General features: G+C 53.9%; 12 protein-coding genes. 6 read left to right on the top strand and 6 right to left on the bottom strand.

All coding sequences use genetic code 11. The features are described 5' to 3' along the window. Positions 1-3 precede the first annotated feature (3 nt). On the bottom strand, positions 4-690 hold the full coding sequence (locus PLF13_03965) for a response regulator (protein ID HOP06428.1): 687 nt from the start codon (positions 688-690) through the stop codon (positions 4-6). A 176-nt stretch (positions 691-866) separates the two neighbouring features. Here PLF13_03965 and PLF13_03960 point away from each other — a divergent pair, with 176 nt between their 5' ends. The 4 genes from PLF13_03960 (at position 867) to PLF13_03945 (ending at position 6,084) form a co-directional block, all read left to right on the top strand. After that, positions 867-1,781 (top strand): hypothetical protein, encoded by a 915-nt coding sequence (locus PLF13_03960; protein ID HOP06427.1) that lies wholly within the window; start codon positions 867-869, stop codon positions 1,779-1,781. Between the two features lie 230 nt (positions 1,782-2,011). Further along, a complete protein-coding gene (locus tag PLF13_03955; protein ID HOP06426.1) occupies positions 2,012-2,926 on the top strand; it encodes a cation diffusion facilitator family transporter in 915 nt (304 codons plus the stop codon). Further along, positions 2,923-4,290 (top strand): 23S rRNA (uracil(1939)-C(5))-methyltransferase RlmD, encoded by a 1,368-nt coding sequence (rlmD, locus tag PLF13_03950; protein ID HOP06425.1) that lies wholly within the window; start codon positions 2,923-2,925, stop codon positions 4,288-4,290. The genes PLF13_03955 and rlmD overlap by 4 nt, the downstream gene beginning before the upstream one ends. Positions 4,291-4,353: 63 nt before the next feature. Continuing rightward, complete coding sequence (locus tag PLF13_03945; protein ID HOP06424.1) at positions 4,354-6,084, top strand: DUF885 domain-containing protein; 1,731 nt, start codon at positions 4,354-4,356, stop codon at positions 6,082-6,084. Positions 6,085-6,223: 139 nt separating this feature from the next. Here the strand turns inward: PLF13_03945 and tpx are convergent, their stop codons facing one another. Next, positions 6,224-6,739: a thiol peroxidase gene (tpx, locus tag PLF13_03940; GenBank protein ID HOP06423.1), complete on the bottom strand. Its 516-nt coding sequence runs from the start codon at positions 6,737-6,739 to the stop codon at positions 6,224-6,226. 208 nt (positions 6,740-6,947) lie between these two features. Here tpx and PLF13_03935 point away from each other — a divergent pair, with 208 nt between their 5' ends. Both PLF13_03935 and PLF13_03930 read left to right on the top strand, forming a co-directional pair. Beyond that, positions 6,948-7,619: an OmpW family outer membrane protein gene (locus tag PLF13_03935; protein HOP06422.1), complete on the top strand. Its 672-nt coding sequence runs from the start codon at positions 6,948-6,950 to the stop codon at positions 7,617-7,619. A 173-nt stretch (positions 7,620-7,792) separates the two neighbouring features. Further along, complete coding sequence (locus PLF13_03930) at positions 7,793-8,440, top strand: CDP-alcohol phosphatidyltransferase family protein (GenBank protein HOP06421.1); 648 nt, start codon at positions 7,793-7,795, stop codon at positions 8,438-8,440. A gap of 148 nt (positions 8,441-8,588) precedes the next feature. Here the strand turns inward: PLF13_03930 and PLF13_03925 are convergent, their stop codons facing one another. Genes PLF13_03925 through PLF13_03910 form a run of 4 tightly spaced genes read right to left on the bottom strand, consistent with a single transcriptional unit; the run spans position 8,589 to position 13,008 of the window. Further along, the gene (locus tag PLF13_03925) at positions 8,589-9,839 is read right to left on the bottom strand and encodes a hypothetical protein (protein HOP06420.1); all 1,251 of its coding nucleotides are present in this window, start codon (positions 9,837-9,839) and stop codon (positions 8,589-8,591) included. Beyond that, positions 9,836-10,540: an ABC transporter ATP-binding protein gene (locus tag PLF13_03920; protein HOP06419.1), complete on the bottom strand. Its 705-nt coding sequence runs from the start codon at positions 10,538-10,540 to the stop codon at positions 9,836-9,838. Before PLF13_03920 ends, PLF13_03925 begins: the two co-directional genes overlap by 4 nt. Before the next feature lie 11 nt (positions 10,541-10,551). Then, positions 10,552-11,778 (bottom strand): FtsX-like permease family protein, encoded by a 1,227-nt coding sequence (locus tag PLF13_03915; protein HOP06418.1) that lies wholly within the window; start codon positions 11,776-11,778, stop codon positions 10,552-10,554. Positions 11,779-11,790: 12 nt separating this feature from the next. After that, on the bottom strand, positions 11,791-13,008 hold the full coding sequence (locus PLF13_03910; protein HOP06417.1) for an ABC transporter permease: 1,218 nt from the start codon (positions 13,006-13,008) through the stop codon (positions 11,791-11,793). Between the last annotated feature and the right edge of the window lie 6 nt (positions 13,009-13,014).

Below are 13,014 nucleotides of genomic sequence, written 5' to 3'. Positions count from 1 at the left end.
AGGTCACTCCTTGAAGCGGTATCCAACACCGCGAACGGTTTCAATCAATTCCGCCGACTTCCCTAATTTCCGTCGCAGCCCGGCCACATGAACGTCGACCGTGCGGTCGTTCACGAAAACATCTTCGCCGCGAATGCAGTTCACCAACTGATCACGATTAAACACCCATCCGGGACGGCGCATGAGCGTTAACAGCAATTGGAACTCGGTGTGTGTCAACTCAACACGTTTCTTGTCGCACGTCACTTCATGCTTCTTGAGGTCGACGATGATACTCTTATAGGCAACAACATCTTCCTCTTCGGGTTCCTCGGTATCGGTCTGGCGCCGCAACACGGCATGAACCCGGGCAATTAAAACCCGGGGGCTGAACGGCTTGGTGATATAGTCATCGGCCCCCTCCTGTAAACCCGAAACAATGTCCGCTTCTTCACCCTTGGCCGTCAGGAATACGATCGGAACATGCTCCGTGCGATGATCCGACCGAAGCCGACGACAGACCTCGAGACCGTTGAGGCCGGGAAGCATCCAGTCCAATAAAACCAAATCAGGGGGATCGGCCTGAGCAGCTTCTATCCCCGCTTCACCGGAGGTGTACACACCGGTGTCGAATCCTTCATTCTGCAGGTTATAAGCAATAAGCTGACCTATATCCTGCTCATCTTCGATAATCACAATCCTACGGGCCATCGGCAATCTCCCAATCAACACCCGGACTATAATAGCGGTTGAACGGCTCGGCGGCAACCGCAAACAGCGCACTGTACGGCATCAAAAAAGTGGCATTTCTCGCACTTGAGATTACATTAAGCAGGTAGAGGGATATCCGCGTTATTATGAAAAGAACGCAGGAGAGGAGATTAACAATGAAATCCGCAATCCTATTCACGGCGGCCGTAGTCATCGCCCTCCTGGTAGTGTTTAACTGCGGCCCTAAAAGCCCAACCGACTCAGGCGAAACCGGATTCGCCGTTCACGAATGGGGAGTGCTGGTCGGTTGCTCGGGCGAACCCACCGGTTTCATCACTTCGAGACCTGAATACGCGGCCATGGCTCGCGAACCGGTAATCTATTTTCATAAACAGGATAAGACTCCTTTCTCGGTCCGGGCAGTCTTCCGGCAGGGAGAACCCACCATGACCTATCCCGCTGCCCAAATCGCCGGGGATACGGTCATTTGGGATAGAGTCGATTATGAACCCTGGACACGATCAGGCGCCGGTCTGGACACTTCGAATTTCGTGCCGCTGGAGGATATAATCGACGAACTGAACGATGTCGATGCCGACCTGCTTTACATCGGCGGTTATTCTGCCAGATTTCTGTTTTATGAAGGCATGATGCCCAGCATTACCTCAGTCGTAACGACGTTGCTCGATGACGACTCCTCCCTGGTTCTGCAGAATACCGGTGATTACACGGTGTACGACATCACCTACTCGGCTGTCACCGGACAGTTAAGTCCATTCTTGCCGACAACCGGATATGTTGACTCGCTGGCGGCAGGACAAACCGATACAATCCACATTATATATGGCCAAACGGTTTCGTTCCAGGGCCAGTTGGAGCGATTGGGCTTTACCGAAGCCGAAGCCGGGGCGTTCGAGATCCTTTGGGAAACCAGTTTCTACGAAAGCGCATCATCGGTTGCCGCAGCCGGGAATCTGATTTATCGTATTCCGCAAAGCGTTTATGACGGTTTAATCTCACTGGAAGTCGATCCACAGCCCGAGGAGATTATTCGAACCCTATACGTGTTGAATCACATCTACGACAATTAGCATCATACGCGATTAAAAATGACGGCAACCGGTTAATGATCCATACGATCCCGGTTGCCGGTCCCGTTCATTGACGCCGGTACGGCTATCTTCCGACTTATAAACACCCTCGTACATCTTCTCAGGAAATCCCCGGCCATCGGGGTATCAGGTTCCTCCATCAATCTGCTAAAACGTTTGCCAAGCAGCCGCCGGTGGATATCTTAGGCGAAGATGGAAACGAGTAATTTATGAGCGATCATCACCACCACGACCAACTTCCCTCCGGGGCGCGACTCGGCTGGACTATAGCTTTCAACCTGGCGATTACCATTGCCGAGTTTGTCGGCGGTCTGGTGAGCGGCTATCTGGCTCTGACCGCCGACGCCGTCCATAACTTATCCGATGTAGTGGCTTTGATTCTAGCCTGGCTCGGAGCTAAAGGCGCCGTACGCCCCTCCACCAAGCGCTCAACCTACGGCCTTAAAAGACTTGAGGTAATCACCGCCCTGATTTCGGCCATGAGTCTGGTCGTGATCTCGGTTTTCATTTTTCAGGAAGCCTACCGACGCTTGATTGATCCGCAGGAAATCAGCAATCCCGTTCTGTTCATGACGGTGGCGGTGATCGGTTTGATCGGCAACGTCGTGTCGGTCTGGCTGCTGCATGCGGAGCGGGGTAAAGACCTCAACATGAAAGCTGCCTTCCTGCACATGGCTTACGATGCCCTCTCCTCGCTGGCGGTGATTATCGGCGGTATCGTGATCATCCTGACCGGTTTCACACTTATCGATGCCTTCCTTGCGGTCCTGATCGGCATCATGATCCTTTACTCCTCGTATCAGGTAATCAAGGAGGCCGTGCTGGTGTTGCTCGAAGCGGTTCCGGCGCGTATCGATCCGGACGAGGTCAAAGACGCCATCGCCGGTGTGAGACGGGTACGCTCGGTACATCATCTGCATATCTGGTCCTTGTCTTCCAACGAGATCGCCCTCTCTTGTCATATCTGCCTCGATGAAAAAGATTTCATCGATGGTCCGATAATCATTGATCAGATCAATCAGATTCTGCACGATCGGTTCGATATCGGCCACGCCACTATTCAGGCCGAGAAATTCGATTGTGAAACCCTTGACTTATTCCACCGAAGGAACCACTCCGAATGACCGATCCAACCCCCGACAATATGATTGAACTGGAAATCCTGGATCTCGCTTTTGACGGCAAAGCGGTTGCCCATAACGACGGTAAAGTGGTTTTTGTCAACGGCGGACTTCCGGGAGAGCGCATTGAAGCGGAAATAATAAAGCGCAAACGTAAATACGACCAGGCTCGCCTGGTCCGGATAATCGAACCTTCCGATCTTCGTACCGCAACGCCCTGTGAGCATTTCGGCATTTGCGGCGGTTGCACCTGGCAGGACCTGCAATATGCTCAACAGCTCGAGTTTAAACGCAAGCAGGTGATCGACTGTCTCCAGCGGCTGGGACATCTGGAGAATGTGGCCGTCCCCCCCGTGCTCGGATCGGAGCGGGAGTTTTTCTATCGCAATAAAATGGAATTCTCCTTCCACACCGGCGCCGACAGCGAATTCACCCTCGGTCTGCACGCTCGAGGACGTTTCGACGATATCTTTGACCTCAACGCCTGTCATCTTCAGTCGGAACAATCCAATCGTCTGGTTGCCTTCATGCGCGATTATGTCCGACGCGAGAACATCCCGGTTTACGACGTCAAGGAACACGTCGGCTTCATGCGCTTCCTGGTAATCCGGCAAACCTCACGGACGAACCAGCTCATGGTCAACGTCGTAACGAATTTCGGCGACTTCCCTAACCTTGATCGTTTTATCGCGGAGATACGCGAAGCGATTCCTGAAATCACCACCATCGTTCACAATCAGAACGGCCAGAAATCGAACATCGCGGTGGGCGAAGCGGAAACGGTGCTCTGGGGGCCGGGTTACATTGAAGAGGAACTGCTCGGGCGGAAATTTCGAATCAGCGCCAACTCGTTTTTTCAGACCAACTCACTCCAGGCAGAACGGCTTTACTCGACCGCTTTCGACCTGCTTCACCCGGAACCGACCGATCGCGTTCTCGACCTTTATTGCGGCACCGGAACGATCGGCATTCTGCTCGCGGACCGGGTCGAGGCGGTGGTCGGGGTGGAGTTGGTCGGAGATGCCGTCGCTGCAGCCGAGAAAAATGCCCGGCTGAACGGCGTAGAGAATATCGGTTTTTACCAGGGGCACGTCAAAGATTTCCTCCGCCATGACCCCCGGGCTCAGGAAAACTATCGCTGCGTGATCGTCGATCCGCCTAGAGCGGGCATGAATCCAAAGGCACTCAAGCAGTTAATCGCTCTTGATCCGCATAAACTGCTCTATATATCCTGTAATCCGGCCACTTTCGCACGCGATGCCGCCGCCCTAATTGAGGCCGGTTATTTGTTGCCCGAGGTTCGTCCGGTCGATATGTTCCCGCATACTATGCATATTGAATTGGTAGGAAGATTCTACAAAGACTGACACGATGACCGATTTACATAATGCTCAACCGGGCCATCGGTCTCAACGATTCAAGGAGACAACATGCTTCGTAAGCTGCTTTTCGTAACGATAATCACCACCCTGTTCCTGACCGCCGCCTCTCTACAGGCCGCCTCAAAACAGACTTTTGATGAACTATGCGCCGAGATACTGGAATCGCTGCAATCGATGTTTCCCGTCCAGGCAACCCAGATGGGTATTCATCATTACGATCTTCGCCTGACCGATTATTCCTCGAAATCAGTCAAGAGTATGATCAGCAAACTCGACGACTACGAAAAGAAGCTACACAAAATCAATATAGAGAACCTTGACGAACACCAGCAGGTCAACTACCGGCTGATCAAATCCAATCTCGACATCGCTCTTCTCGACTTGAAGGAAATCGCCTGGTACAAACACTCACCGGTGCTCTATGTCGATGAAGCGATCACTGGTGTTTATTCCCTGATGCGTTCTCAGCATGCTCCCCTCTCCGCCAAGCGGGTGTTCATCGTCTCCCGCATGAAAGCGATTCCGGAGCTGTTCGCCAACGCCCGTCGCAATCTCAAGGATGTCCCGGCGCCGTACATCGAAACCGCTCTGGAACAACTCGAAACCGGCAACCAGTTTTACCATGAAGTAGCCGGCGCTCTCATGAACGAGTCACCTGAAGACGCGGACGAAATTCTCCGTATCTCCACGGCCGCCCGCGAAGCTATGAACGACTTCACCACTTTCCTGCAGGGACTGACTCCGGCCCCTGAGGGTAGTTTCGCCATCGGTAAACTAAATTACGACTACATGCTGAGTCATCTCTACTTCCTCGACTTCGACAGCGACTCATTGCTGGCTTTGGGGAATGCTCTTCTCGAAGAGGCTCAGCAAGCCTATCACGACCAACAGGAATACGTCGATAACGAGCACGTGACCGGGATCGACTCGGTCTTTGTCCCGGCCGAGTTCAGCCGCCAGGATGTTTTCGACTACTATCAATGGGAAACCGACCAGGTTAAACTCTGGTGTGAAATGACCGACTTCGTGACCGTTCCGGAGGATATCGCCCCGGTCCGGGTGGTTGAAACACCGCCGTTCTTGCGGGCGCTCGTACCGGGTATCGCCTATGAACCGGCCGGACCGTTCGACTCGCTCCAGGAAGGTTTGTTCTACGTCCGTCCGCTGCCGGAGGAGATGGACCGCAAACAACTCGAAGCTCGCTACCGCTACGTTTATCGGCGCGGCTTCAAGGGCTCGGTGGTGCACGAGGCATTCCCGGGACACCATTTACAAATGCAGATCGCTGCCCGCAACGAAGACCCCGTGCGCAAATGGCAAACCAATATGATGATGCTCGAAGGCTGGGCGCTCTACTGTGAAGAAACGGTTTACGATGAGGGGCTCTACGGTCGCGAGGATCCCACCCACTGGCTTAACGTTCTCGGCGGGATCCGTTACCGAGCGGCTCGTATCGTTTCCGATGTGAGTCTTCATACCGGCCGCATGACCATGCAGGAATGCATCGACTGGATGAACGAGGTGCTCGAGACCGACAGTGAATCGGGTCGGGAGTATATCCGTAAGGAAGTCCGCAAGCAGTCGCTTTATCCGACCAATCGGATAACTTACATGGTCGGCAAACGAGAGATTATGCGCCTGCGCGAGGCAGCCGAGGCACAACAGGGACCGGATTTCGATCTCGGGGCATTCCACGACGCTCTCCTGGCCGAGGGTTCGATTCCGCCGGTAATGCTTTGGGATATCATGGGCCTCACCCCCGCCGCCGAAGGAGAATAAGCATCGCGAGGAAAAATCTTTGAGCCCATACCACCCGCAGGCTCTGAACCGGTGAACAGGGTATCAACCACTTCAGATAAAAATAAAAAAGCCGGTCTTCAAAAAAAGATCGGCTTCTTTGTTTTTTTTGTCGGAACTATCAGCCAACAGCCTTCTTGAGGGCTTCCATAGCCTCATCGTAATTCGGTTCTTCGGTTACCTCGGGAACCAACTGCAGGTAGCTGATCTTGTCGTTTTTATCGACAATGATTACGGCACGACCGAGCAACCGTAAATCCTTTATCGCCAGACCATATTTCTCACCGAATGACAGATCGCGATGATCCGAAAGGGTTTCGGTGTTGGTGATATCATGCTCCGAGCAGAATCGACCCTGCGCGAACGGCAGGTCGGCCGAGATGGTGTAACTCTTGACGGCATTGCCGAGACTGGCCAGTTCCTTGTTAAACCGTTGCGTCTGAAGCGAGCAAACCGGAGTGTCAAGCGAGGGAACTACCGAAAGCAGACGTACTTTACCGGACGAATCCGCCAGTTTGACCGGACTCAGATCCTTGTTGATCAATGTAAAATCAGGAGCCGGGTCACCCGGTTTAAGCTCCGGACCTATCAAAGTCAGCGGATTGCCTTTCATTTTTATGATATTAGAACGTTCCATTTTGAGTCTCCTTTATTTTTTCATAAAGCCATATTTCGATTTGGTTATAGGAGTAAACGCCTTGACAGGAAAAAAGTTCACGGATTTTAAAAGATCCGCTAACAGACGCCTAGTTTTCGTTGACAGATGATTTTCGTCGATATAGTTTTTCCCCGCTAATAAGAAGTTCACATTGATGGAACGATGAACCCAAATCATGGAGGAGTCTATGAACAAGGCGTTAGTTATTGGATGTGCGTTTGTCCTGCTGTTGGCCGGTTTGTCAACCGCTCAGGATCTTACCGGGAAAATTGCCGTGTCGCCGTTTGCCGGTCTCGGTGTGCCGGTTGGTGATATGGCCAGCGATGATTTCACCGACGATGACAGCAATGCCGCTTATCGTAAGATGGGATTCAAGTTCGGTGCGAGTGGTGAGTATTTCCTGAGCCCGAACTATTCTCTCGGATTGAGTTTCAGATATGCCTCTTTCGGCGCTAAGGAACTCGAAGGCTGGGATCCCGGCGACAAGATCAATCTCTTGGCTTTCACCCTCAACGGCAAGTATTACTTCGCTACCGAGGGTACGATTCGCCCTTACGGAGTGATCGGCGCCGGACTCGCATCGGCCACCTTCAAGGATATCGTGGTCGACTATGAGACGGGACTGACGGTGGACTTCGATGCGATCACCAAGCCGTGCATCCTGTTCGGTATCGGTGGCGACTATTTCGCCTCCCCGAATATGTCGATTTTCGCTGAAGGTTCTTTTGACTATTACTTCTCCGACGGCGGCAAGATTAAGTACGACGGAGAAGAAACCGGTGATGAACTCGGCACCAACTACTATTTCCTCGATTTCGTCGTGGGTGTCCGTTTCTGGTTCGGAGGCGCGACCGAATAGTCTTCGATCCTGAATGATTTCGAATCACCAGCCCTGCTGTTTCATTCAGCGGGGCTTTTTTTATTTCCTTTCCGATATGCAGGAGAGATTTCGGTAATCCGTATTTCTGCTTGAACCCGGGCGCTCGGAGGCGTAGTTTTACTTTGATTCCGTTGAAGGGAACACGATAAGCGATGTCGCGATACGAAATTTTACAGCCGCCGAATCTGGTCAGTCTCTCGCGAGTAATCCTCGCGCCGGTGATCGGCTACTACCTATTTCAACCGGAGCCTCAGGCGGCGTTCGTGGCTCTGGCGCTGGTGATCGTGGCCGGAGTTACCGATGCCCTCGACGGCTTCCTCGCTCGCAAGATGAATCTGGTGGGACCGATGGGGATCGCTCTGGACCCTGTCTGCGATAAAATCTTTGCCGGATTGCTGGTAATTCTCCTGATCCCCACGCGCGACCTCCCGATCTGGCTGGCGGCGGTGATCATCGGCCGAGACCTGCTTATTTTGGCGGCCGGATCGTTGCTGATGAGCGGCCGCAAGATCTCACTTCCCTCCAATCTTACCGGGAAATGGGCCTTCGCCGCCATCGCCGTGTTGTTGGCTTGTTATGTCGTCCGCTTTCAATTCGGGATATGGATGATTGGCCCGATAGCGTTATTGCTTATAGCCGGCTCTTTGTTCGGCTATGGCCGGGTGTTTATCAAAGTTCGTCGCGGTGAGACACCGCAGCCCTTCGCCGACCGTCCCGTGTATAAAATCACTCGCGTTGTCCTGACGCTTCTGGTTGCAGCGATTTTCCTGAACCAGTTCTATACGTTTCTTTTCAAGTAAGGCAAGTCTTCCCAAAACCTGCTAACGATGTGCCGTCAGCGATCTCTCCCTTACGCTTCCTCAGTAAAAGCCACCCACAGAAGCAGTCAAAAGACACCTGACCACACCACGTATCGATATGACACGCGGAATGTCTGCCGCCCACAGACTACCAATACCATCTAAATGAACTGAAGAATAAATCCGGATAAGCCCCGAACTCCGACCGATACTCCAGCCGGTCGCTCAAACTGCGACCGATTCCGGTGTACATGCCTCCCGTCAGATAAACGTTCGGAGCCAGGTTGTACTCGGCCGATACGAGCAGGTAGGTCGACGGGTCAGACAGGTTCGTCAATAGCTCTACATCCGAAGTCAACAACGGCGTGATTTGATAACTCATTCCCGGGGTGAGATAATGTTTTCCCATCAAATAAGTCGCCCCCTCGAGATAAGCGGTCTGGACCGAGTTTGTCGCATATTCTTCGGCTTTATTCGTCCCCGGACCGTTAAAATGATATTCGCAGAAGAAATAAGACTCCCCCGAGAAGGCATAGTCGAACCCGGCGCTCAAGCGCGTGTAATCATCGGCGTATTGGTCACGATCGGCAAAACTGTTGACATACACCTGGGCCGCTTCGAGCCAGACTCCGGCCCCACCGACCGAGCGCGCCATATCCAGACCTATCAACAAATTCTCACGAAACGCCAGTGCGATCACGGAGACATCGGTCCGGAACAGGTAGTATTTGGCTCGTAAATACGCCGCCGACTCTTCCGAATCGAAATCATCGCCGGCAACTACCCCGGCGTCCAACTCGCCCATGAATCCCAGAGGAGCCTGAACGCGAACGGCATCGATCCCCAGCCGATCCTCGGTATCGAGTGTGCCATAGCTGTACGGAGTCAGGATATCGGTCGGGTTAATCACCCGCGCCGAGCCGAAGGCAATCGGCTGGCGACCGATGGTCACATCGGCGAAATCGAGCCTGATCGTTACGTTGGCCCGATCCAGATTATGATACAGCCCGAACGATGCCACCGGATCGTCCGGATCAGGATAGAGGCGCGGCTTGAGGTCATCGAATCGGTACCCCTCAGCCGGCGAAGTCATCGCCGTCGGTTGATATGAAAACAGCAAATGATCCTGTACGGTCGGGGCGAGATCGTAGGCGAAATTGATCGACAACCAGTCGTTCGGTCGCCAGTCGGCGTTGATCCTGAGTCGGTTCACCACACTCCCGAGCGGCGGCAAATCGACCGACAGGAGCGAATCACCGATATCCGGCAGTTCGTAACAAACCATGAACGATTTGTAATACCCGTTCACGGAGAATTTTTCCGAGGCCTGTCCCGTCAATGCTCCAAAATACATCAGCGACAGAACCAGCAACAGCAAACCGATAAACCGCGCTTTCATTCACGCACCTCATCGCTGTCGATCAGACCGTCTTTGAGCGTCACCAGCCGGGCCGCTCGCTCCATGATCATGTTGTCGTGAGTCGAAAAGAGGAAAGTCATCCCGGTCGAGCGGTTCAGATCGCGCATCATATCGAGCAGATCGGCGCCGGTTTTCGAATCCAGGTTGGCGGTCGGTTCGTCGGCCAGCACCAGAACCGGCCGGGAGACCATCGCCCGCGCTACGGCCACGCGCTGTTGTTGTCCACCGGAGAGTTTGGTCGGCAGACGGTCGGCATAGTCGGCCAGGCCGACCTGGGCCAGGATATCGTCAACGCGCCGTTTTCGTTCATCGGCCGGGATCGACTGGAGAAGCATGACATACTCCACATTCTCCCTTACCGATAAAACCGGTATCAGATTGTAAGCCTGAAAAATGAAACCGATATTGTCCCGCCGAAAATCCGATAACTCCCGTCCGGACATTTCCGACAGCAACTTGCCGTCGAGCCAGACCTTTCCCTCCGTTACCGTATCCAATCCCGATATGATATTCAGAAATGTGGTTTTACCGGACCCGGACGGCCCCACGATAGCGGTGAACTCCCCGCGCTCGACAGTCAGGTCGATCCCTTTGACCGCCTTCACCGGCACGCCGTTGTCCTCGTAGGTTTTGGTCACCCCTTCGGTGACGATAACCGCGTTTGGCTTGGTCTCGGACATATTTCAATCTCCTAAAATGATCTTCGCATAGCCTCGGCCGGTTTGAGCCGGGCGGCATAGGCGGCCGGATAAAGAGCGATCAGCAGGGTGAATAAAAACACCGCCACGGGATAAACGATAAACTGACTCGGTTCCACGACCGGATAGAGCAAATCGCGAAAAGTTACCCCGGCGAATTCGATGCCGCCGTAGTCGATTCCATAATGATCGGTGATCAGCAGCGCCGCCAGACAGAGTAATGCCCCCAGCACGATCGAGATTACCGCCAGGGCTCCGGCTTCGAGAACGATCAGGCGACCCATCGAAAGCGGCCGTGTGCCCAGCGCTCGAAGCACCCCGAATTCGAACATCCGTTCGTAGAGCGACATGAACAACGAATTAATTATCACCAGCGCCACCACCGCGAACAGCACGATCCCCAGCAACAATGTCGAGAATTGCGACATCTCGAACACACCCTCAAGCTGCGGCAACAGCACCACCCAGCCGGCCGCCTCGTTGCCGTCAGTTGAATATCGCGCCCAGAACGGATTCTTACGGTCGCGGCCAATATCGCGGTGCGTGAAATCTATCGCTATCTGATGTGCCTGTCCTTCGATCCCGAGCATCTTCCGGGCCTGATTCAACTGTACGAACGCCATGCTCTGATCCATTTCGGCGACGTTGAAAAAGAAGATCCCGCTGACGCGAAACATCTCCTGAGACAACTCACCGGTGTGCGCTTCCGCAACCGTCAGCACCACCCGGTCGCCTAACTCGACCTCGAGCAACTCGGCCAGTTTGCGACCGATAAGCAGATCACGGGGATTGTCGCCGCTCAGATATTTCCCCTCGGTCAACGCCTCGTCGATTTGCGAGAGCGGCGGCTCGGTGGCCGGATCGATCCCCACCATGCTGATCGAACTGATATTGGCCGGAGAACTGATCATCCCCAAACCGAGCACTCGTTCGGTAAAATGTTCTACCTCCGGCTCACGTGAAAGCCGGGCCATGACCGAATCGAGATCATTGATCGTCAACTCCGCTTCGAACGTTCGCCGGAATCCCTCGCGATTGATCTGCCCCTCGCCCAGGAACGATGAGGTCGCCGATGCGATCATGTTGTCTTCAAGCCCGATCCAGAGCGCATCGGTATAAATCAGCGACGCCAGACCGATTCCAAGCGCCAGACCGGCGATAATCGTCCTCCGCTTGTTGCGCATGATATTGCGCCAGGCCAGCTTAATGTACAGTTTCATCGCCGCTTCTCCTCAGTGCGTCCGCATCGCTTTGGCCGGAGCCGTTCGAGCCGCTTTGAGCGCCGGAATTACACTTACCAGCAACGCCGCTGCCGTTACCGTTATCGCCGGGATTGTGAAACTCTGAAGATTCACTTCCGAATACATGGTTTTGAACTCCATGCCTCCGTACGTAAAGGCCTGCGCCATGTCGATTCCGGTCCGGCTCAGCCAGTAATTTACCCCAAGGCTCACGACTGCACCGAACAACACCGCGACCACATCCATCGCAGCCACTTCGTACAAAACCAGTCGCACCACCTGGCCCGGTCGTACGCCTATGGCGCGAAGCACCCCATACTCGCGGCGGCGCTCCAGAACGGTCATGAGAACAGTGTTGAGCACCCCGACCGAAACGATCAGCACGATAATGCCCAGCATAATCCAGGTCCCCTGACGGTCGGCCTGCATCGCCGTGTAAAACGAAGCCGCGAATTTCTGCCAGGGGGACACATCGTATTTCTGAAGCGCCGGCAAGGCCTGAATTTGATCCGCCAGATCGAGCACGTCGTCCAGATTATCAACTATCACCACCATCTCGTGGGCTCTTCCGTACAGCACCAACAAATCCTGCGCATCAGTCAGGCTCAGGTACATCGTGTTCTGATCGCCAACTTCATCACCGGTCTCGGCCGTACCGATAATCTCGTAAGCATCGTTGGCAATCGAGCCGTCCGCTCCCTGCGAAACCACTACCAATGTGTCGCCGGGACCGGCCTTGAGAACGATTGCCAGCCCCTTGCCGAGAATTGTCCGGTGCGTCGCACCGGGCATAAAACTCTTGCCGGAAATAATCTTCTTGTCGAATCTCGTCGCCGTTTCTTCACGCTCGGGATCGATTCCCACGATTCGCACCGCAGTCGTTTTTTCGCCGACCGAACCCAGCCCGGCCGAATACACCCGGGGCGACCAGGCTATCACTCCGGCCACACTGTCAATCGCCGCACCGACCGTTTCGTAATCGTCGATCGTGTTGTAGAGAGTCGGACGATCCAGATAGCCCTTGCCGTGGATCTGGATATGCCCCATTTGCGTGCGTGTAAAAGTGCTGATTATATTCGCATAGCTGCCGTCGGAAAAGGCAATCGAAATCGAGGCCAGAGTAAAACCGCCCATCATCGTCAGCACCGTTAACAACGTTCTTCGTTTTTGCCGAAAAACGTTGCGGGCCGCTATGCGAAATGTGAGCATCGACAT

The organism is Candidatus Zixiibacteriota bacterium (assembly GCA_035380245.1).
Classification (GTDB): Bacteria; Zixibacteria; MSB-5A5; order GN15; family FEB-12; genus DAOSXA01.
The sequence above is the reverse complement of the archived record's forward strand: the minus strand, read 5'-3'. Positions and strand labels throughout refer to the sequence as shown.